The 22,778-nt window shown below is 32.9% G+C and carries 18 protein-coding genes; 9 read left to right on the forward strand and 9 right to left on the reverse strand.

Annotation, left to right across the window (positions count from 1 at the left end):
* From HNP99_RS17005 to HNP99_RS17015, 3 genes are all read left to right on the forward strand, one after another.
* The coding region (locus tag HNP99_RS17005; RefSeq protein WP_173854650.1) for a gliding motility-associated C-terminal domain-containing protein at positions 1 to 3,039 on the forward strand (3,039 nt) is incomplete at its 5' end.
* Between the two features lie 52 nt (positions 3,040 to 3,091).
* Positions 3,092 to 4,003, forward strand: a complete 912-nt coding sequence (locus HNP99_RS17010; protein ID WP_173854651.1) for a PorP/SprF family type IX secretion system membrane protein — start codon at positions 3,092 to 3,094, stop codon at positions 4,001 to 4,003.
* Between the two features lie 10 nt (positions 4,004 to 4,013).
* Positions 4,014 to 5,951, forward strand: a complete 1,938-nt coding sequence (locus HNP99_RS17015) for an OmpA family protein (protein ID WP_173854652.1) — start codon at positions 4,014 to 4,016, stop codon at positions 5,949 to 5,951.
* Between the two features lie 468 nt (positions 5,952 to 6,419).
* Here the strand turns inward: HNP99_RS17015 and dnaN are convergent, their stop codons facing one another.
* The 5 genes from dnaN to HNP99_RS17040 all read right to left on the reverse strand — a co-directional run bounded on the left by dnaN (position 6,420) and on the right by HNP99_RS17040 (position 11,291).
* Positions 6,420 to 7,538, reverse strand: coding sequence for a DNA polymerase III subunit beta (gene dnaN, locus HNP99_RS17020; RefSeq protein ID WP_173854653.1), 1,119 nt, complete (start codon positions 7,536 to 7,538; stop codon positions 6,420 to 6,422).
* Between the two features lie 108 nt (positions 7,539 to 7,646).
* Positions 7,647 to 9,332 (reverse strand): gliding motility-associated ABC transporter substrate-binding protein GldG, encoded by a 1,686-nt coding sequence (gene gldG / locus HNP99_RS17025; RefSeq protein ID WP_173854654.1) that lies wholly within the window; start codon positions 9,330 to 9,332, stop codon positions 7,647 to 7,649.
* Positions 9,332 to 10,057 carry a gliding motility-associated ABC transporter permease subunit GldF gene (gene gldF, locus HNP99_RS17030; RefSeq protein WP_173854655.1) on the reverse strand — a complete coding sequence of 242 codons (726 nt, stop codon included), beginning with the start codon at positions 10,055 to 10,057 and terminating at the stop codon, positions 9,332 to 9,334. Before gldF ends, gldG begins: the two co-directional genes overlap by 1 nt.
* Before the next feature lie 53 nt (positions 10,058 to 10,110).
* Positions 10,111 to 10,407, reverse strand: a complete 297-nt coding sequence (locus HNP99_RS17035; RefSeq protein ID WP_173854656.1) for a putative quinol monooxygenase — start codon at positions 10,405 to 10,407, stop codon at positions 10,111 to 10,113.
* 53 nt (positions 10,408 to 10,460) lie between these two features.
* Complete coding sequence (locus HNP99_RS17040) at positions 10,461 to 11,291, reverse strand: SAM hydrolase/SAM-dependent halogenase family protein (RefSeq protein ID WP_173854657.1); 831 nt, start codon at positions 11,289 to 11,291, stop codon at positions 10,461 to 10,463.
* A 195-nt stretch (positions 11,292 to 11,486) separates the two neighbouring features.
* Here HNP99_RS17040 and HNP99_RS17045 point away from each other — a divergent pair, with 195 nt between their 5' ends.
* Together HNP99_RS17045 and HNP99_RS17050 are read left to right on the forward strand one after the other, a co-directional pair.
* Positions 11,487 to 12,437 carry a PhoH family protein gene (locus HNP99_RS17045; RefSeq protein ID WP_173854658.1) on the forward strand — a complete coding sequence of 317 codons (951 nt, stop codon included), beginning with the start codon at positions 11,487 to 11,489 and terminating at the stop codon, positions 12,435 to 12,437.
* A gap of 106 nt (positions 12,438 to 12,543) precedes the next feature.
* A complete protein-coding gene (locus HNP99_RS17050) occupies positions 12,544 to 13,359 on the forward strand; it encodes an SDR family NAD(P)-dependent oxidoreductase (RefSeq protein WP_173854659.1) in 816 nt (271 codons plus the stop codon).
* 46 nt (positions 13,360 to 13,405) lie between these two features.
* On the opposite strand, the gene HNP99_RS17055 is transcribed toward HNP99_RS17050, so the two are convergent.
* Positions 13,406 to 13,837, reverse strand: coding sequence for an Rrf2 family transcriptional regulator (locus tag HNP99_RS17055; RefSeq protein WP_173854660.1), 432 nt, complete (start codon positions 13,835 to 13,837; stop codon positions 13,406 to 13,408).
* 11 nt (positions 13,838 to 13,848) lie between these two features.
* Positions 13,849 to 15,048 carry an NO-inducible flavohemoprotein gene (gene hmpA / locus HNP99_RS17060; RefSeq protein ID WP_173854661.1) on the reverse strand — a complete coding sequence of 400 codons (1,200 nt, stop codon included), beginning with the start codon at positions 15,046 to 15,048 and terminating at the stop codon, positions 13,849 to 13,851.
* A 234-nt stretch (positions 15,049 to 15,282) separates the two neighbouring features.
* Between hmpA and HNP99_RS17065 the strand changes: the two genes are divergently transcribed.
* The 3 genes from HNP99_RS17065 to HNP99_RS17075 all read left to right on the forward strand — a co-directional run bounded on the left by HNP99_RS17065 (position 15,283) and on the right by HNP99_RS17075 (position 19,580).
* Positions 15,283 to 16,113 (forward strand): Cof-type HAD-IIB family hydrolase, encoded by an 831-nt coding sequence (locus HNP99_RS17065; protein ID WP_173854662.1) that lies wholly within the window; start codon positions 15,283 to 15,285, stop codon positions 16,111 to 16,113.
* A gap of 74 nt (positions 16,114 to 16,187) precedes the next feature.
* Positions 16,188 to 18,542, forward strand: coding sequence for a S9 family peptidase (locus HNP99_RS17070; protein ID WP_173854663.1), 2,355 nt, complete (start codon positions 16,188 to 16,190; stop codon positions 18,540 to 18,542).
* 90 nt (positions 18,543 to 18,632) lie between these two features.
* On the forward strand, positions 18,633 to 19,580 hold the full coding sequence (locus tag HNP99_RS17075) for a phosphoribosylaminoimidazolesuccinocarboxamide synthase (protein ID WP_173854664.1): 948 nt from the start codon (positions 18,633 to 18,635) through the stop codon (positions 19,578 to 19,580).
* 93 nt (positions 19,581 to 19,673) lie between these two features.
* Here HNP99_RS17075 and HNP99_RS17080 read toward each other — a convergent pair whose 3' ends face one another.
* Positions 19,674 to 20,273 (reverse strand): DUF2238 domain-containing protein, encoded by a 600-nt coding sequence (locus HNP99_RS17080; RefSeq protein ID WP_173854665.1) that lies wholly within the window; start codon positions 20,271 to 20,273, stop codon positions 19,674 to 19,676.
* 116 nt (positions 20,274 to 20,389) lie between these two features.
* Positions 20,390 to 21,478 carry a M42 family metallopeptidase gene (locus tag HNP99_RS17085; RefSeq protein ID WP_173854666.1) on the reverse strand — a complete coding sequence of 363 codons (1,089 nt, stop codon included), beginning with the start codon at positions 21,476 to 21,478 and terminating at the stop codon, positions 20,390 to 20,392.
* An 81-nt stretch (positions 21,479 to 21,559) separates the two neighbouring features.
* Here HNP99_RS17085 and HNP99_RS17090 point away from each other — a divergent pair, with 81 nt between their 5' ends.
* Positions 21,560 to 22,237 carry a DUF4294 domain-containing protein gene (locus HNP99_RS17090; RefSeq protein ID WP_173854667.1) on the forward strand — a complete coding sequence of 226 codons (678 nt, stop codon included), beginning with the start codon at positions 21,560 to 21,562 and terminating at the stop codon, positions 22,235 to 22,237.
* Positions 22,238 to 22,778: the final 541 nt, after the last annotated feature.

Below are 22,778 nucleotides of genomic sequence, written 5' to 3' on the forward strand. Positions count from 1 at the left end.
AAAGTTGCGCCAGGAACACCAGCAGGAGATTACACATTAGTGTACCAAATCTGTGAGGTATTGAATACTACGAATTGTGATTCAGCTACAGTTACTGTAAAAGTTACAGCAGCGAAAATCGATGCAGTAGATGATAAAGGAACAGACATCATAGGAAAAGACGGAGGAACTACAGTTGCTGATGTTTTAGTAAATGATACATTAAATGGTAAGCCAGTAGTTGCAGCAGATGTTACAACAACATTTGTATCTGCTACTAATGCAGGAGTTACTTTAGATGGAACTTCAGTTAAAGTTGCGCCAGGAACACCAGCAGGAGATTACACATTAGTGTACCAAATCTGTGAGGTATTGAATACTACGAATTGTGATTCAGCTACAGTTACTGTAAAAGTTACAGCAGCGAAAATCGATGCAGTAGATGATAAAGGAGCAGACATAAATGGATTAAATGGAGGAACTACCGTTGCTAACGTATTAGTGAATGATGAGTTGAATGGTAAAGCAGTAGTTGCAGCGGATGTTACAACAACATTTGTATCTTCTACTAATGCAGGAGTTACTTTAGATGGAACTTCAGTAAAAGTTGCGCCAGGAACCCCAGCAGGAGAGTACACGTTAGTTTATCAGATTTGTGAGGTATTGAATACTACGAATTGTGATTCAGCTACAGTTACAGTAAAAGTAACAGCAGCGAAAATCGATGCAGTAGATGATAAAGGAGCAGACATAAATGGATTAAATGGAGGAACTACCGTTGCTAACGTATTAGTGAATGATGAGTTGAATGGTAAAGCAGTAGTTGCAGCGGATGTTACAACAACATTTGTATCTTCTGCTAACGCAGGAGTTACCTTAGATGGAACTTCAGTAAAAGTTGCGCCAGGAACCCCAGCCGGAGAGTACACGTTAGTTTATCAGATTTGTGAGAAATTAAACCTTATGAATTGTGATTCAGCTACAGTTACAGTAAAAGTAACAGCAGCGAAAATCGATGCAGTAGATGATGTCGCAGGACCAATCAACGGAAAAGTTGGAGGTGACGCAGGAATCAACATCCTTGATAATGACGAATTAAACGGAACAGCACTTAACCCAGCAGATGTAGTTATTACTTCTACACTAAACGGACCATTAACAGTTAATCCAGCAGACGGAACAGTAACGGTTGCAGCGAATACTCCAGCCGGAGACTACACGGTACAGTACACAATTTGTGAGGTATTAAACCCAGACAACTGTGATACAGCAACGGTAACAGTAACAGTTGAGAAATCGCCAATTGATGCTATTGATGATGTCGCAGGACCAATCAATGGTAATACAGGAGGAACAACTCCAAGTGTATTAACAAACGATACGTTGAACGGAACACCAGTTAACCCAGCAGATGTAGTTATTACTTCTACACCAAACGGACCATTAACAGTTAATCCAGTAGACGGAACGGTAACAGTTGCACCGAATACTCCAGCCGGAGACTACACGGTACAGTACACAATTTGTGAGGTATTAAATCCAGACAACTGTGATACAGCAACGGTAACGGTTACGGTTGAGAAATCACCAATTGATGCAGTAAATGATACATTAGGACCAATCAATGGTAATACAGGAGGAACAACTCCAAGTGTATTAACAAATGATACGTTAAACGGAACACCAGTTAAGCCAGCAGATGTAGTTATTACTTCTACACCAAACGGACCATTAACAGTTAATCCAGTAGACGGAACGGTAACAGTTGCACCGAATACTCCAGCCGGAGACTACACGGTACAGTACACAATTTGTGAGGTATTAAATCCAGACAACTGTGATACAGCAACGGTAACGGTAACAGTTGAGAAATCACCGATTGATGCTATTGATGATATCGCAGGACCAATCAATGGTAATACAGGAGGAACAACTCCAAGTGTATTGACAAACGATACGTTGAACGGAACACCAGTTAACCCAGCAGATGTAGTTGTTACTTCTACACCAAACGGACCATTAACAGTTAATTCAGTAGACGGAACGGTAACAGTTGCACCCAATACTCCAGCCGGAGACTACACGGTACAGTACACAATTTGTGAGGTATTAAACCCAACCAACTGTAATACTGCAACGGTAACTATTAGTGTTTTTGGAAATGTGATTCAGGCTAATAGTGATAATTTTACTAAATACAATTGTGAGGTTTTAGGAGCTGATACAAGTATTGTTGGAAACATATTTTCAAATGATACGCTTAATGGTACTGCTGTTACGAGTACAGAAGTTAATTATAGTATTTTAACGGGTGGTACTCTTGGTATTTCAATAGATAATTCAGGTGATGTTATTATTGGTGAAAATGTTACTGTAGGAACTTATAATATTACTTATGAAATTTGTGATAAAGTGAGTACGGGTAATTGCAGTACAGCTACATTGGTTATTAATGTGGTTGGAGTTACTAATGGCGAGAAAACATTGACGGCTGAAGCGTGTAATACGGATACATTGCCAATTGATTTAGCTACTTTATTGCCAGCCGGAGTTCCTACAACAGGGACATGGATTGATGACAGTACAGGGAAATTAGTTGGAAGTGAATTTACGCCACTAAATGTTCCTACAGGAAGTTATATCTTTAAGTATTTTGTTGAAACAGCTACTTGTCCAATTAACTATGCTTTGAATATGACAATTAAAGATGATTGCGGAATTGTATTAGGATGTGGAGCAATTAAAGTTCATAATGCATTTACACCTAATGGTGATGGAATAAATGATATATTTGTAATTGATAATATTGATGATACAAGTTGTTATCCTGAAAATACGGTTGAAATTTACAACCGATGGGGAGTATTAGTTTATGAGGTCAAAAATTATAACAATCAAAATAATGCTTTCATAGGTATTTCACATGGAAGAACAACCATAAGTCAATCTGTTGGTTTACCAGTAGGAACATACTTCTATATACTTAATTATCTTTCTATTGATGGAAGTGGAAAAGTACAAACGAATAAAAAAGATGGATATTTATATCTTACTAGATAAATAAATTTACTAGCTGTGTCCTTAAAAAGGCACAGCTATAAAAAATAAATACATGAAAAAAATAGCATTAGTATACACACTTGTATTCACTGGATTAGTAGGATTTGCACAGCAAGATGCTCAATATACCCAGTATATGTATAATACAATTAATATTAATCCAGCTTACGCTGGTTCTAGAGGAGTCATGAGTATTTTTGCTCTTCATAGGACACAATGGGTAGGTTTAGATGGTGCTCCAGTTACAAACGCTGTATCTATAAATACTCCTTTAAATAATAGTAATTTAGGTTTAGGGGTGTCGTTAGTAAATGATAAAATAGGGCCAACTCATGAGAATACTTTGTCAGTTGATTTGTCTTATACAATACCAACTTCGGAAACTTTTAAATTAAGTTTTGGGATTAAGGGGACTGCGAATTTATTTGATGTAGATGCTTCTGTTTTAAATCCAGAAACATCAGGTGATCGCGCGTTAACAGATTATAATAATAAGTTTACACCAAACATAGGTGCTGGTTTATATTTGCATTCGGATAAAGCATATATAGGCCTTTCTGTTCCTAATTTTATAGAAACTAATCGCTATGATGATAATGAAATTGCAATTTTTAAAGAAAAAATAAACTACTATTTAATAGCAGGTTATGTATTTGATCTTGATTATAATTTGAAATTCAAACCTGCATTATTAACAAAATTAGTTGAAGGTGCACCTCTTCAAGTAGATGTGTCAGGTAACTTCTTATTCAATGATAAATTTTCTGCTGGTTTAGCATACAGATGGAGTGCAGCTGTGAGTGCAATGGTAGGTTTTCAGGTTTCAGATGCAATATATATTGGATATGGTTATGACCTTGCTACAACTAAATTAAACAATTACAACTCGGGTTCGCATGAAATATTTTTCAGATACGAATTATTTAAAAATAATAAAAGAATTACAACACCAAGATTCTTCTAAAATAAAAAAGATGAAAAAGAGCAAACTCCTTTATTTATTATTACTTAGCATTTTCACAATTAGTGCTTTTTCACAAGAAGCAAAATTAGACAGAGCAGATGCAAAGTATGACAATTACGCTTTTGTTAATTCAATTAAAACTTATGAACGAGTTGCAGATAAAGGATACAAGTCCGCAGCACTTTTTCAAAAGTTAGGAAATGCCTATTATTTTAATGGAGAATTACCAAAAGCGGCAAAATGGTACGAACAACTTTTTGAGACTGGATCAAATTTTGATGCAGAATACTATTATCGTTATGCACAATCATTAAGATCAATTGGTGAAAATGACAAAGCAAATAAGGTACTCGAAAAGTTTAGTAAAGTTGCTGAAAATGATAGTAGAGCTAAGTTATTCATGAAAAATGAAAACTACCTTGATCGTATAAAAGCGAATTCAGGGATATATGAAATAAGTAAAATTGATATTAATTCGAAATATTCGGATTATGGAACTACTGTTTATTCAAATAAGTTGGTTTTTACTTCAGCAAGAGATACAGGGAGCATTGGTCAAAGAAAACACAGTTGGACAAATCAGCATTTTACAAATTTATATAGTGCCGAATTAGATGAAGATCTTAACCCAAAAAAAGTAGAAAGATTTGATACTGATTTAAAATCAAAGTTTAATGAGTCAACTCCTGTTTTTACTAAAGATGGTAAAACAGTTTACTTTACTCGTAATAATTATTTAGATGGGAAAAAGGGTAAAAACGGTAATGGAATAACTCTTATAAAAATTTATAAAGCTACACTAAAAAATAATGTGTGGACAAATGTTGTTGAACTTCCTTTTAATAGTGATAATTATAGTACAGCACACCCTGCATTAACCCCGGATGAAAAAACTTTGTATTTTGCATCTGATATGCCAGGAACATTAGGGCAATCTGATTTGTTTAAAGTGGCAATAAAAGAAAATGACACTTACGGTTTTCCTGAAAATTTAGGTTCTAGAATCAATACTGCAGGAAGAGAGACTTTTCCTTTTATTAGTGAGGATATGCATGTTTACTTTGCTTCGGACGGTCACCCAGGTATGGGAGGTTTGGATGTATTTGTATCTAAAATTAATATAGACGGTACTTACAATCGAATTTTAAATGTAGGATCGGATATAAATTCTCCAAATGATGATTTTGCTTTTTGGGTTGACCCAAATTCTAAATATGGCTTCTTTTCTTCAAATAGAGAAGATAGTAATGGTTACGATGATATTTATAAATTTAAACAAGTTAAAGATGTCGTTTGTGAACAAGAGTTAAGCGGTGTGATTACAGATATTGAAACTTTAGAAATACTAGCAAATTCAAAAGTATCACTACTTGACGAACAATATACCATTTTAGGTACCACAATAGCAGACTCGAATGGTAAATATACTTTTACCGTAATTTGCGGAGAGAAATATTATGTGAGAGCTGAAAAAGAAAATTACGTAACTAAAGAAGTTAAGGTAACTATTAATAACGAAAATGGTGATACAGACTTGCCTATCGCATTGGAGTCCTCTGTTAAGAAAGTTAGAATAGGTGATGATTTAGCTAAAGTACTTGAAATTCCAATTGTTTATTTTGATTTAGATAAATCAAATATCCGTAAGGATGCAGCATTAGAATTAGAAAAAGTATTGGATGTTTTAAATCAAAATCCTAATATGAAAATTGATATTCGTTCGCATACTGATAGTAGAGCAACTACTAAGTATAACGAATCATTATCAGAACGAAGAGCTAAATCTACCATGAAATGGTTAATTGATAATGGGATAACTCCTGATAGATTAACTAGTAAAGGTTATGGTGAAAGCCAGTTGATCAATAAATGTTCGGATGGAGTTTCTTGTACCGAAGAAGAACATCAGTTAAATAGACGTAGTGAATTTATCATTACTGAATTATAAATTTCTTATGTTTATAACTTAATAAAATAGCGAATAGAAAAGGGCAGTTTAACTGCCCTTTTCTATTCGCTATTTTTAAACAACTAATTTCATGTAAAATGTTTAACAATAATATAGTTATTTAGCACAGTATCTCTTTTAAAAAAAGAACTCTTATTAGAAGGCTTGTTTTATTAAAATAAAAATAATAACTAGTATAGTATAATTTTGTCACACCGAGTGGAATCGAGATGTAATTGAAGTACTTAACTACGCTTGAATTTATAATAGGGAGTATTCTATAAATAGTATTTATATAAAATAAATAGACGGTATTTTTTGGACATGAAAAAACCGCTAATCTTTAAAAAAGAAATAGCGGTTTTTTAGTATAAAAACTGGTTTGGTTAATAGCGTGTTCTGGATTACAATGATAAGTAATATAATTGAATTACAAAAACCGAACTACAACAAAAACATACAGTATTGTTAACTATTAAGCATTACTGGCATTACTAGCATAGTTACTGTTTCACCTTCTTCTAAACCATCTACAGGAGTTAAGATACCAGCTCTGTTAGGTAAGGACATTTCTAACATAATCATATCCGACTGTAAATTGGTAAGCATTTCTGTTAAGAAACGAGAGTTGTATCCTATTTGCATATCATCTCCTTGGTAATCACAAGTTAGTCTTTCTTCAGCTTTATTCGAATAGTCAATATCTTCAGCAGATACATTCAACTCAGCTCCAGCAATTTTCAAACGAATTTGATGTGTAGTTTTGTTTGAGAAAATGGCAACACGACGAACAGAACTCAAAAATTGTGAACGATCAATCATTAATTTGTTTGGATTCTCTTTTGGAATAACTGCTTCATAATTTGGATACTTTCCATCAATTAAACGACACATTAAGATGTAGTTGTCAAAAGAAAAAGTAGCATTAGAATCATTATATTCTATTTTTACTTCAGCATCTGATGTTGCAAGAATGCTTTTTAAGATAGTCAATGGTTTTTTTGGCATAATAAAATCAGCCACTTGAGATGCTTTTACATCTGTACGTGCATATTTTACTAATTTATGTGCATCTGTTGCAACAAAAATTAATCCTTCTGGTGAAAACTGGAAAAATACTCCTGACATTACCGGACGTAAATCATCATTTCCTGCAGCAAAAATAGTTTTACTAATTGCAGTTGCTAAAACGTCAGCAGGTACTAAAGTTACTGCTGGCTCTTCTAGATTTACCGCTTTAGGAAATTCTTCGCCTGGAGCGTATGCTAATGCATATTTTCCTGAATTAGAACTAATCTCTATTGTACTGTTCTCTTCAACTGTAAAAGTTAAAGGTTGCTCCGGAAACGTTTTTAAAATTTCTAATAGCAATTTTGCAGGTACTGCTACACTTCCTTTGCTTGTAGAATCAATCGATAAATTAGCTGACATAGTAGTCTCTAAGTCAGATGCAGAAACGGTTAATTCATTATTGTCTAATTCAAATAAAAAATTATCTAAAATAGGTAAAGTATTGCTACTATTAATTACACTTCCTAAAACTTGTAATTGCTTTAATAAGTAAGAACTCGATACTATAAATTTCATCTGTTTTGTTTTATTTTTTGTGGTATCTATTTAATCCAATTTTAAGATACAATACATTTTACAAATATATCGTAAACTAATCTAGTATTGAAACTTTTTTATCAACATCTACTTACTGTATTTCCTTTTTCGAAGAAATGTAAATAAAAGTCCAAAAATCCCCAATATTAGGATTGGTAACCCGATAGTTATAGCTTGTGTAAGACTATAGTTTTCATAAACTTTTTCTTTATCTAAAAGAGGTAAGTCAAGATCCTTGCTTCTAATGTTAATAAGTCCTGTGTCATCAAGTAAATAATTCACGCAGTTTAGCATGAAATCCTTATTGTCATATAGTTTTCCGGAGCGTTGGTCAAAACCTAGTTCAACTGGTTCAAAGTTTTTATCTAATTGGTTTTTAACTAAATCCCCGTCAGAGATTACAATCATTTTGTTTTTTACTCCATTCGATTCATAATTTGACTGATCAAATGGCAAAACTCTATTTTGATACATTGATTTAAAAGAGCCTTCAAGTAAAACTGATAACGGAATGTAACCTGTATTGATATAATGATTAGGGCTCGTTTCTTCAGCAACGATATCTAAACTAATTTCAGCAGGTGTACCTACTTTTTTTGAATATTGAGAAGATTGTAACAGAATTGTTTTTTTGATTCCGTTTTTTAAAGTGTCAATAGGATTCGCAAAATCAAATTTGATTCCGCCCAAATTTTTAACAATAGGGTGTTTGCTTTGTGGGTAAACAAGTGGAGCAAATTTCCAATTAAAATCTTGAAATTGTGTTGCACTTCCTTGTTCTCCAGTAGCTAGTTTTATAGGGCTTCCTTGTTCATCTTTTACAATATCAGGATTGATTCTAAAACCATATTTAAAAAACATGTCGTTTAAATTCAAATCCCTCGGGAAGGCTAAAGTAGCTCCGGAGGCATTATACAAACTGTCCATTTCTACTGCAACTTCATCAATTAACCACAATGTTTTACCACCATGCATAATATATTGGTCAAGAACTTGTTTTTCAGCATCAGAAAAAGCAATCGTAGGTTTGGCAATAATCGCCAAATCATATTTTTCTAAAGCCTCTAAGCTTCTCGTAGGATTTGTTGCTACGGAGTCTAAAGTAAAAGGACCTATATGGTAGCTTTCTCTCATTTGTAAAAGAAATTTGGCCATAAAAATATCCTGTAATTCTCCATTTCCTTTAAGTACAGCAATTGTTTTTTGCTTTGGAATAGTGATTTTATTTATAGCGTCAGCAATGGAGTATTCAAGGTGCTGTACAGATCCAATTACTTTTTCAGTAGTGCTAGCGCCCATTATATTTTTTAATAAAGGAATGTTAACTTCTTTATTGTCGTAAACGGCAATTGCCCAAGGGAAAACCATTGCTTGAGACTGCTTTCCTTTATCTTCAACTGTAATATTTACCGGTGTTAACCCTTTACTGTATAATTGTTTAATGTTATCCATGCTTTGGTCCTCGTTTTCTAAAGGATTCACAAATTCAAAGAATATATTACTGTTGTAAGCTTGAAACTCTTCAAGTAATTGTTGTGTTTCCTGCTGTAAACGTTTAAAATCAGAGGGCAAATCGCCTTGCATGTATATTTTTATCGAAAGCGGATTTTTTACCTGCTTGATAATAGTTAAGGAAGTTTGAGATAGCGTGTATCTTTTATCCTTCGTTAAATCAAAACGATGAAAAAAGAAATTTCCAATAGCATTTACAGCTACTAACAATGCAATTACAAACAGTAACGATTTTAAGTTTTTTTGATTAGCTGTCTTCATTACAATTTAATAGTTTTAAGTTTATAAACAGTAAACGATAGAAATAAAACCATGATACTTGCAAAATAAAGGATGTCTCTGGTATCAATAACTCCGCGTCCCATACTTTTAAAATGATCTTGCATTCCTAACGTCGCTATGTAAGCAGATAATGAGGGGAATAATGTAGCAATTCCTTCAAATCCAAAATAGAAAAAGAAACATACAAAAACAGCAAATATAAAAGCCACTATTTGATTGTCAGAAAGCGTAGAGCTAAATATTCCAATTGCTGCATACGCTCCAATCAAAAATAATAACCCAAAATAGGCTCCTATTGTACTTCCCATATCGATATTTCCTTCAGGCATGCCTAATTTAGAAATTGCAATAACATAAATAAATGTAGGGATTATTGCCATAATAATTAAAGCAACTGCTGCTAGAAATTTTCCGTTTACGATTTCCCAAATACTTAAAGGTTTTGTTAGTAATAACTCTAAAGTTCCTTGTTTTTTTTCATCCGAAAAACTGCGCATTGTCACAGCGGGGATTAAAAAGATAAATATCCATGGTGCCAAAGTAAAAAACGGACTTAAATCAGCGAAACCCGTATTTAAAATATTGTAATCTCCCTGAAAAACCCACAGAAACAATCCGTTAAGTATCAAAAATAGGCCAATGACTAAATAGCCTATGGGTGAACCAAAAAAAGATTTAATCTCTCGTAATAATATTGCTTTCATTTTTTAACTTTTGTTTAAAAGTATGCGTTTATAGTTGTTGCTTTAAATATAAATTAAGCTAAAGAAGCTAGTTTGTCAACACTCCAAGCTTCGGGTTTGTCATTGAATAATTTCTTTGTAAATGTCCAAACCTCATTGAAGAATTCTGATTTTCGATATGCTTCTAAATCGGCTTCAGTTTCCCAGTAACTGTAGGTAAAAAAGATATTTTTGTTGGTTTTATCCTGATACAACTCTAAAAGACGGTTTCCAGGAGCTGAACGAATGCGGTCCTTTATAGATTCAAAATTCTCTAAGAAAGCACTAATGTTTTCTTCGTGGAAACTCAATTTTACTATTCGTACAAACATTTTATTTTTTTGAATTTATGATTAAGCTTTTGCAAAAGCATTTATATATGATTCTAATTTTTAAATTCTAGTGTAACTACATCTCTATAATTCAATCCTAACAAACTATGAGCTGATCCTACTGTTGCAGGATTGCTTCTAAATACGGCTATTTCTAAATAGCCTGCGTCATTAAAAATGGCAAGCTTTTCTCCTTCATAATTCTTAATCGAATATTTTTCAGAGCTAGCAATAGCTGAATAATTAGGTAGTATTGTTTTGATGTTTTTAGTCTTCATGATGATTTCATAAGGACGCCCCTTGGCAACTTCTAAGAATTGTTTCTTGGTAATATTAGTTACCACATTCCCAAAATGATCAATATAAATAACATGGCCTTTAATGGTGTTATTAGTGTCTAAAGTCACTGCTTTCAAGGCTGTGATTTCCTTTATAGCTGTAGTTTCTCTACCTATAACATTTAATAAGCCTCCCTTTGCAATATGGCAAGCCACTTTTACAAAAACATCTAATCCAGAAGCATCACTTGGCAATCGGTCGTGAATATTAATGGTAACAATCTTTTGCGGAACAATTTTTTGCGAAAGCATACTTAAAATCCCGTTATCAGCAGCAATAAAGTAAGAATCATTCCATTGCATGGCAATATGCTGGTTCTCTTTGTTTAATTCCATGTCTACACCTATAATATGTACAGTGCCTTTTGGAAAACTAGAATATGCCGCTCCAATAATGTAACTTGCTTCTACAGTGTTGAATGGATCAATGTGATGCGAGATGTCAATAATTTTAGCCTCTGAATATTCAGATAAAATCTTCCCTTTCAACGCACCTACAAAGTGATCTTTCAAGCCGTAATCTGTCGTAAGGGTAATTATTGACATAAATTTGTTTATAACTATTGGTGTTACCTAAAACTAATTTTCATTAAATTTGAGAAATGCAAAGCTAATAATAGTATTTTCAAAAACGCAAAAAACAAATATAAATTCTAACTATTAAGAGAAATAAAACTAAGGTTTAAAACTAAAACGTATTAGACTTATTTATTGTTTAATTTTAATATAAAACTACAACTTTTGAACGAAAGAATAATTGAACTGATAGATATTGCACCAAAAGATTTTTGGGGCGCACAAGATGCTCATCTTGAATTAATTAAAAAGTATTATCCCAAGCTTAAAATAGTAGCTAGAGGGACTACATTAAAAGCCTTTGGAGAGAAAGAAATCTTAGATGAATTCGAAAAACGTTTTCAACGATTGATGCTCCACTTTAGCCGATACAATAATATAGATAATAATGTCATTGAACGCGTGATTTTAGGTGATCCTCAAGATGATCGTAAAATGGCAGGAAACGATAAGATTTTAGTACATGGAGTAGGAGGTAAGATCATTAAAGCAATGACACCTAATCAGCAATTACTTGTAGATACAATCAATAAAAACGATATGGTATTTGCAGTAGGCCCTGCTGGAACAGGAAAAACATACACTGGAGTTGCAATGGCGGTGAAGGCCTTGAAGGAAAAACAAGTTAAACGTATTATTTTGACTCGTCCTGCAGTTGAAGCAGGTGAAAATTTAGGTTTCCTTCCTGGTGATATGAAAGAAAAATTAGATCCTTACATGCAACCACTTTATGATGCATTAAGAGACATGCTTCCTAATGAAAAATTAGAAGATTATATTTTAAAAGGAATTATCCAAATTGCGCCATTGGCATTTATGCGTGGTAGAACACTTGATAATGCATTTGTAATTCTAGACGAGGCACAAAACACAACCCATTCTCAAATGAAAATGTTCTTAACCCGTATGGGGAAAAGTGCTAAATTCATGGTTACCGGTGATCCTGGTCAAGTAGATTTACCTCGTCGAACAATTTCAGGACTTAAAGAAGCTTTGCTTGTTTTGAAAGATATTGAAGGAATTGGGATAATTTATCTCGATGATAAAGACATTGTACGACATAGATTAGTGAAGAAAGTAATCGACGCTTATAAATATACCGAAAATCCTGATTAATTTTTTTGTAAGTCAAAAATAAAAAATATATATTGCCGAAAAATACGACTACATTGTGGTCGTATTATTGGCTAATTTTTTGCAGACATATATTAAATAAGATAAATTGAAGAATATACTGATTACGGGAGCTTCAGGTGGAATAGGGCAAGAAATGGCTTTTTACTTTGCTCAAAATGGATGGAATGTTATTGCAACAATGTTATGTCTCAGTCATGGAACAGCACTTGTAGATAAAAAAAATATATACTGTTATGTTCTTGATGTAACCTCTACTGAAAGTATTGCTGCAGCAAAAGAAAAAATATTGAGCGACTTTAAAAATATTGATGTAGTTGTTAATAACGCGGGTATTGGTTACAGAAGTATTGTAGAACTTTCAGAAGACGCACAAATTAATAGTATTGTAGATATAAATTATTTGGGCGTTGTAAAAGTTTGTCGCGCATTTATTCCCGTTTTTAGAGAACAAAATTCAGGACAGTTTATAAATATTACTTCTATTGCAGGTTTAGTAAACTTACCATTAGGGAGTTTTTATCATTCTACAAAACATGCTGTCGAAAGTTTTTCAGAATGTATGGCTTATGAATTGGCAGATTTTAATATTAGTGTTGCAACAGTCCAATTTGGAAATACCCCTTCTGATTTTCAAAAAAATGTAACAAAATCAGAGCGTTCTTCGCTGCAATGTTACAATGATTTAATGGACAAAATTAGCGCAGTAGTAGAAAATAAAACCAAAAAGAATAAAGACTTAAAGCCTCAAATAATTAGAAAAATATTTAAAATTGCAGCGCATCCTTCACGTAATTTTAAAAGATACACTATTGGTTTTGACGCTAATTTACTTAATATAATTAGATCGAATATTGGGTATCGTTTATTTGGTAAGATTATCAGACTATTCGTTTTTAAGTAAAACACTAGCTTAAATCACGTCAAAAATATTGAAAATTATTTTATACCTATTCATTATTTTCAAAAATGGAATTCCAATCATTAAATTCAAGATCAGCTAAATTATATTCATTTAAACTTTCGATAAAAACAAGATAGGCTTTGTTGAATATTGATTTCAATTTGCAATTGTGTGATTTAAAAACGCAAGGTTTTGCATCACAATTTACAACGGGAGAATCATCCTGCTCTAATAAATGAATTAAATCTCCTATGGGGATTATTTTAGCTTTTTCGGAAATCCTTATTCCGCCATTTTTTCCTCTTTTGGTTTGGACCAAATCATTTGCTGCCAAAAATTGAACCACTTTAATGAGATGGTTTCGTGAGATTTTGAAAGCATTGGCTAAATCATCTAAAGAGCTTTGAGAGCTGTCTTTTTTTTGATTTAAATACATCAATACACGCATACTAAAATCTGTAAAGTGGTTTAATTTCATGTTTTTTGAGCTTAATTTAATGTTATTAGTTGTGGTCCAAATTCTTCGTAAAAGATAGCCTCTCTTGTTACGCCAAGTTCTATCAATGATTGATATTGTTTCCTAATAAATAATTCAGGTCCGCAAATATAATATTTTGCATCGTTAATAATTATCTCTTCTTTATATTGATGCAATTCGGCTCTTCCTTCAATTGCATTTGTTGGTGATTCAGGTAGTGTTTCGTAAAAAACGAAAGACGTTAGCCAATTCTCATTATTGTTCAAGTCTTCAATAGTCTCTTTAAAAGCGTGCACATTTTCATTACGACAGCTATGAACCCAAACTGTTTTGTTTTTTTGGAGTGCCTTTTTATTTGCTTCTACCATACTCATTAATGGAGTTATCCCAACACCGCCACTAATCAAGACTAATGGATTTATCGATTCAGGATCAGCATAAAAAACTCCCGCTGGTGCTGTAACATCAATTGTGTCTCCCGCTTTTTTGGCATGTAATACATTCGAAACAATTCCGTCTGGTGTTGTTCTCCCTTTTTCGCTTTTTATAGATATTCTATAATACTCTTCGTTAAAACTACTAGACAAACTATATTGTCTCGGTTGGTCGTAGCCTAGTTCAGGTACAAATGTTTTGATAGAAATATATTGACCAGGAAAAAATGATGCAATCGCATTACCATCTTGCGGTTTTAGATAGAAAGATTTAATTTCATCACTCTCAGTTACTATTTTATCAATTATAAATGTTCTCCAACCTTTCCAACCGCCTTTACTATTTGCTGTTTTCTGATACATTTCTTCCTCAATAGAAATCATTATTTGTGCTAATTCTCCATAGGCGCATACCCAAGAGGCTACTAAATCCTCTGTGGCTGTATCTCCTAATACTTCTTTAATGGATTCTATTAAATGATGACCAACAATGTCATATTGTTCAGGTAAAATATGTAGACTGACGTGCTTGTTTCCAATTGATTTTAAAACGTTTATTAAAACTGATGGATCATCTATATTTTCAGCGTAAGCCAGTACAGCTTCTGTTAAAGCACTTTGCTGTTTACCACTGGCTTGATTAGCCATATTAAAAATATTTTTTAACTCGGGATTGTTTTTTAACATTCTCTGATAAAAATAAGTTACTAAAGTATTTCCGCTTGATTTTAATATAGGAACGGTAGCTTTTACTAATTCTTTTTGAGCTGTATTCATGATTTTCGTATTTTGTTTTAACAAAGGTAGTACAAAAAACTTATTGTTGTATTTAAAATGCAACAATAAGTTTTTTAATTTTATGCAATAGAAATGTTTTTACTAGAAAGGAGCAGGAAATGAAAAGCTTTTTAAGTAATCATGTTGTAGTTTTATTCTCTTAAATGTTTTACAAACAATTGGTATTCTCTTTAAAATTCAATATTTTTGAAAAGATTGCAAACGAACACAAAAATGAAAATTAAAGACAATATTAAAGTTATTATTAGTGATCTTGATGGGACTTTATTAGATACTAATCATCAAATATCCAGTTATACACAAACTATTTTTCAAGAATTATACAAGCAAAATTATTTGATAATCGTAGCTACAGGTAGGCATCATTTAGACGCTATGCCATTAATTGCAAGTTTGGGTTTTCCGGTGTATTTAGTAACTTCTAATGGCGCCCGTATACATTCTCCTAAAAAGGAATTGTTGTTTTCATTTGATATTGAAAGTGACGCAATCAAATCAGTTTTACAATTAGAAATCGACGCTGAATTTACTACGGTGCTTTTTAAAGAAAATGTTTGGCAAACCAACAAGCACAACGAGAAATTAAACAGTTTTCAAAAAGAATTAAATTACGCTCCTGAACTAGTAAACTTTAATGAAGTGGCGGATCTAAAATCCATAAAGATGTTTTTTACTCATGAAAGTCACGGAAAGTTAATTGAATTAAGAGACCGTATCTTAGTTAATCATGCTGAAATATTTAGCCATGCTTTTAGTTTGCCTCACTGCTTAGAATTTATGGACAAATCTATCGATAAAAGTGTAGCAATTGCAAAGATTTTAGAAATTGAAAACTTTAATTTTGAGCAAACAATTTCTTTTGGGGATGGTTATAATGATGAGAAAATGCTTAATGCTTCCGCAAAAGGATTACTAATGGGGAATGCTCCAGATAGTTTGAAAAGTAAGTTGTCAAATCTAGAAGTAATTGGTACTAATGCTGAAAACGGAGTGGCTACTTATTTATCTGAAAAACTGTTGAAAGATCCTGTTTTAAGTATTTAACGTTTCTAAATTCCTAACGACTTTTTTAAATACTTTACAAAGTGTATTTTTGTGGGAAACAAACTTCATATAAAATGATTAGAACTTTTTTTATACTCACATTTTTATTTTTATCAATTTCTGGTCAAAGCCAAACGCTCCAGTTAGAAGAAATAATGAAAGGCGATACTTTTATAGGTGAACAGCCTTTTTATGGTAGATGGTCCTTAGATAATAAAAAAGTGTATTTTGAATGGAATCCCAATAATGATTTGGGTTCTAGCACTTATTTCTGGCAAGCGGGGATGACTAAACCGCAATTGGCTACAGCTTTAGAATCTGCCTTTTCTAAATTAGATTTTAAAAGTAAACCTAATGCAACTATTGTTTATTATATTGATAAAGGTGCTTTGTATTCATATAATATTCCAAATAAAATCTCAAAAAAATTACTGCAACAATCCAACCCTATAACTGACTTACAGTTAGGAAAAGAGACAGGTGTTTTGTTTTTTACACAAAATGAAAATATCTTAAAGTTTGATACCAATAAAGGAACTGTTGTTCAGCTTACAAATTTTAAGTCGGGTGAGGATAAAATGGTAGACGATAAGAAAGATTCTTTTTTACAAACACAGCAAAAAGAATTATTTCAGTTTGTAAGAGATCAAGAAGCTAAGAAAAAGTGGAACAAGGCTAAAGCCGATGAAAATAAAACTGATTTTCCTAAATCGTATTATTATGGTAAAGATTCTTTCGAAAGTCTAAAGGCAAATCCAAAAGGAAGTTTTGCTACGTTTAGACTGGCTGAAATTGTTGAGAATAAAAGTGAAATTATGGAAAATTTTATCACTGAAGATGGATACAATAAATCAGTGAATACCAAAGAGAAAGTCTCTGTCACTAACTTAAATAAATCGAGATTCGGGATTTATTCTGTAGCTAAAGATTCCGTTTACTTTATGAACTTTTCGTCTTTAAGTCATATCCAAGAACAACCTACTTATTATAAGGAATACGATAATTTAAAAAATAAAGAAAAAGAGGATAGATTGATTTTTACACAAGAGCCTACTTACAGTGAAGATGGAACTCGTGCAATTACTGAAATTAGGAGTCTTGACAATAAAGACCGCTGGATTGTTGAATTAAATTTAGAAAAAAATACTCTTAAAGAGCTAGAATATCAACACGATGAAGCTTGGATTGGAGGGCCTGGAATACCATCCTACGCATACAGTTCAGGAACGCTAGGTTTTTTAGGAGATAATGAAACTATTTATTTTCAATCAGAAGCCACGGGTTATTCACATTTGTATTCTTATAATTTAAAAACAAATAAAAAAAGCCAAATTACAAAAGGCAATTGGGAAGTAAGAGACGTTACCCTTTCTAAAGATAAGAAAACATTTTACTTAACTACAAATACAACACATCCTGGAAATAGGGATTTTTATAAAATGGATATAGCTGATGGCAAAATGCATCCCGTTTTAACTAAAGACGGTGCGCACGAAGTGGTTCTTTCGCCTGACGAAAGTACATTACTGGTTCGTTATTCCTATAAAAATAAGCCTTGGGAATTTTATATAGCTGCCAATAAAAAAGAAACAGCATTATCTGCAATAACGCATTCTACTACTAAAGCATTTGAATCTTATTCTTGGCGAACTCCTGAGGTGATTACTTTTAAAGCTCAGGATGGGACCAATATAAATGCAAGAGTATATAAACCAGAAGGAGATAAGTCAAATAAAGCAGCTATTATTTTTGTGCATGGAGCGGGATATTTACAAAATGCGCATAATTACTGGAGTAGCTACCACAGAGAATATATGTTTCATAATCTATTGACTGATTTGGGGTACACTGTTTTGGATATTGATTATCGAGGTAGCGATGGTTACGGACGTGATTTCAGAACCGGAATTTACCGTTTTATGGGTGGGAAAGATTTATCAGATCAAATAGATGGTAAAAAATATTTGGTTCAAAATTTAGGTATTGATGCAAATAGAGTAGGAATGTACGGTGGGTCATACGGTGGTTTTATTACTTTGATGGCTATGTTAACGCAACCAACCGAGTTTAATTCGGGTGCAGCAATCCGTTCTGTTACTGATTGGGCGCATTACAACCACGGCTATACTGGAAATATTTTAAATTTTTCGGAAACAGACCCTATTGCTTTCAAGAAAAGTTCTCCTATTTATTTTGCTGATAATTTACAAGGTGACTTGTTAATGTTACACGGTATGGTAGATGATAATGTAGAATATAAAGATATTATTCGTTTGTCACAGCGCTTTATCGAATTAGGAAAAAAGAATTGGAATCTAGCTTCGTTTCCTGTTGAAGCTCATGGATTTAAGGAAACCTATTCTTGGGTAGATGAGTACAGCAGAATCCTGAATTTATTTAATAATACGCTTTTAGAAAACAAGAATTAAATGCTATGAAATAGGCGTAATAATATGACAACTATTTTGTGTATTTCTTTGAAAGAAACTACTTTTGCAAAACACAACACAACTTAAAAGATGAACACTATAACAACTACGAATTTTAATTTTCCAAATCAAAAATCCGTTTACCACGGTAAGGTAAGAGAGGTTTATAATATTAATGATGAACTTCTAGTTATGGTGGCTACAGATAGGCTATCAGCTTTTGATGTGGTTTTACCCAAAGGGATTCCGTATAAAGGACAAATCTTAAACCAGATTGCTACAAAGTTCATGGAGCTTACACAAGATATTGTTCCTAACTGGTTAATTGCAACACCAGACCCTAGTGTAGCTGTGGGGCATTTATGTTCTCCTTTTAAGGTCGAAATGGTAATTCGTGGGTATTTGTCAGGGCACGCTGCACGTGAATACGCTCTAGGTAAAAGAGAAATTTGTGGGGTAACAATGACCGAAGGACTAAAAGAGAATGATAAATTCCCTGAGCCAATCATCACGCCAACTACAAAAGCAGATAACGGAGAACACGATGAAGATATTTCTCGTGAGGCTATTTTAGCAAAAGGAATTGTAACTGAAGAAGATTATTTAGTTCTTGAAAAATATACTAGAGCCTTATTTCAAAGAGGAACTGAAATTGCTGCAAGTCGTGGATTGATTTTGGTAGACACCAAATATGAATTTGGAAAAACCAAAGAAGGCGTAATCGTATTAATTGACGAAATCCACACACCAGATTCTTCTCGTTATTTTTATTCAGAAGGATATCAAGGTAGACAAGACAATGGCGAAGAGCAAAAGCAATTATCTAAAGAGTTTGTTCGCCGTTGGTTAATAGAAAATGGGTTTCAAGGAAAAGAAGGACAACAAATTCCTGATATGGATGAAGATTATATCACTTCGGTTTCTGAGAGATATATAGAGTTGTATGAAATGATTCTTGGAGAGAAATTCGTAAAAGCAGATATATCAAATATAGATAGTCGAATAGAAAAAAACGTTTTGAATTATTTATCAAAATAATAACAAGAAAACAATAAAATAATAAAGCCGCAATTCTTAATAGAATTGCGGCTTTATTATTTTATCTCTTTGAAAATTATACTAAGCTCAAAGTTAGCTTATTTTTAAGAGTTGTTTGTTTTGAATTTTTGAAAATAAAATCAAACCTGTGATTGCACCAATTGTAGCGAACAACATGTCAGACTGGGTATCCCAAATATCTCCTTGAGTTCCTAAAAAAGCATCTCCACCATCGCCAGTTGCTAATGATACAAACCATTCGATCCATTCATAAGATGCACTAATAGCTAAACAAATACTAACTATGATAAAGTTAAAAAAGCTTTTATTACTAATCACTTTTTTACGAATAAACAATTCTCTTGTAATCATAGCAGGGACTAATCCTTGAGCAAAATGCCCTAGCTTATCATAGTTATTCCTAGTTTGATGAAATGTCTCCTTGATAAAGTCAAAGAAGGGAACTTCGGCATAGGTATAATGCCCACCTATGAATAAAATAATACAGTGAATCAGAATCAATAAATACGTAAAATTGGTAAATCTAAATTTGTTAAACGTAAAAGCTAAAACTAGAAACCCAATAATGGCAGGTATAACTTCTAAGAAACAAGTGAAACCTTCAATTGGATTTATTACAGACCATAAAAAAAATCCAAAATATACAATTAGCATTAAATAGAGGTACTTCATAGTTTGTTTTTTAACCCTGATAGAAGCGGCATCTCCCGATCTAGAAAAACAAGGCTTTTTTTGCCGTAGTTTTTGTTGATCGGGAATACAGCGGATAGCAGGAATAGCTCCAAATATTATTTAAAATAAGAGAATGTTTCGTTGTTCTCTATTTTTAAAAGTGTTTCGTATATCAATTTGATTACATTTTCAACATCATCGCGGTGTACCATTTCTACCGTAGTATGCATGTAGCGCAATGGTAACGATATCAATGCGGAAGCCACACCACCGTTACTGTAAGCAAAAGCATCAGTATCAGTACCAGTTACACGTGACGAAGCCAAACGTTGAAATGGTATTTTCTTTTCTTCAGCAGTATTTAAGATTAGTTCTCTCAAATTATTTTGAACAGCAGGAGCATAAGTCACTACTGGTCCTTTTCCTATTTTTGTTTCTCCTTCAATTTTTTTGTCAATCATAGGAGTAGTAGAGTCGTGGCACACATCAGTAACAATAGCTACATTAGGCTTGATTGTTTGAGTGATCATTTCAGCTCCACGTAAACCTACTTCTTCTTGAACAGAGTTTGTAATGTATAAACCAAAAGGTAATTTCACTTTATTCTCATGCAGTAAACGGGCAACTTCGGCAATCATAAAACCACCCATTCTATTGTCGATTGCACGACAAACAAATTTGTTTTCGTTTAATACCATGAATTCATCAGGGTAGGTGATCACGCAACCTACATGTACTCCTAGTTTTTCAACCTGCTCTTTAGTTTCACAACCTAGATCAATAAAGATATTACTAATAGATGGTGCTTCCTCTTTGTCTCGGTTACGTGTGTGGATTGCTGGCCAACCAAAAACACCTTTTACAATTCCGTTTTTAGTGTGAATATTTACTCTTTTTGAAGGTGCGATTTGGTGATCTGACCCACCATTTCTAATTACATAAACCATACCTTCATCATTAATATAGTTTACATACCATGCAATTTCGTCTGCATGTCCTTCAATGACTACTTTGTATTTTGCGTCTGGATTAATGATTCCCACAGCAGTTCCATAAGTATCTGTGATAAAAGTATCAACGTATGGTTTTAGATAATCCATCCAAATTTTTTGTCCTTCAGCTTCAAATCCAGTAGGGGAAGCGTTGTTTAGGTATTTTTCTAAAAATGTAAGAGAGGATTGATTTAATATTGATTGTGTGCTCATAAAAATTATTTTTTGCTAATTTATAAATTTGGCATCACAGTTGCACATATAATCCATAATTTTACATTTAAATTATGCCCTATGAAAATTGTTGCTGTATTGCTATTTTTATTTTTGTCGATGATTACTAATGCACAGATCATTCCTATTGATCCTTCACGGCCCACTGTCGAGATCGATGAAGACTATGATATTAAAAAAGATACTATTGCGCTAGATGAAATTGTAGTTTCTAAAGAAAAACTCGATCCTGATGCTAGAAAGCAATTTTTAATTCTTCAAAACCGTGTACTTCGAGTGTATCCTTATGCAAAATTAGCTTCAGAAAGATTGACGCTATTGAATAAGGGAATGGAAAAACTAGCTACTAATAAGGAGAAGAAAAAATATTTCAAAATTGTAGAAGACTATCTTAATAATGAGTTCGAAGCAAAACTTAAAAAATTATCACGAAGCCAGGGTCGAATATTAGTTAAATTGATTCATCGTCAAACAGGATCTACAACATTCGAATTAGTAAAAACTTTAAAAAGCGGTTGGAAGGCCTTTTGGTCTAATACAGCGGCTGGTGTTTTTGATATAGACCTAAAGTCAAAGTACAGTCCTTACGACGTAAATGAGGACTTCTTAATTGAGAATATCTTACAACGTGCTTTCGAAAGCAGAAGATTGCAAAATCAACCAGCTGCAAATCCAGTTGATATAGATGCTTTGAATGATTTCTGGCAGTCGAAAGCCGAAAAGCAAAAGGAGTCGTAAATGGAGTCTTAGTGTTATCTATATATAATAAGAAGTCCAAATATGATTTCATTTTTAAAAATCAGGAGCTATTTCCTGCTATCCGCTACAATCTAGTTCGCCGAACACCGGCTCACTAGGATTTTCACTGCTATCAGGGCTAGGGCAGGAGAAGGGGTGATGAACTTAAGATTTTTGATACCTATATATAAGGAGTGATTAGTTTATTCAAATTGCATTTAGGAATAAAAGATAATAACTGAACTATATTAAGATGATTAATAGCTTCTGCAAAGTCGCTCTTAACTGTATAGTAGTTTAAGAAAAGCATTTTTAAGCGAGTTGCAACTTAGGGAAAATAATAAATAGGTCGTAAATCTAATAAAAACCCAATTTACAACAGTGATAATTCCTACTTTTACACAAAACCGCATCAACGGTTCTTTTTCAAAGACAAGATTTCCAGTAATTTAAAATTAAAGTTGTAAAAACATTAAAAAAAGGCAATCAAAAGTATTGTTTAACGGAAAAGAGTCAGTACTTTTGCACCCGCAACAGCGAA

The sequence above is a fragment of the Flavobacterium gelidicaeli genome (assembly GCF_013294005.1).
Classification (GTDB): domain Bacteria; phylum Bacteroidota; class Bacteroidia; order Flavobacteriales; family Flavobacteriaceae; genus Flavobacterium.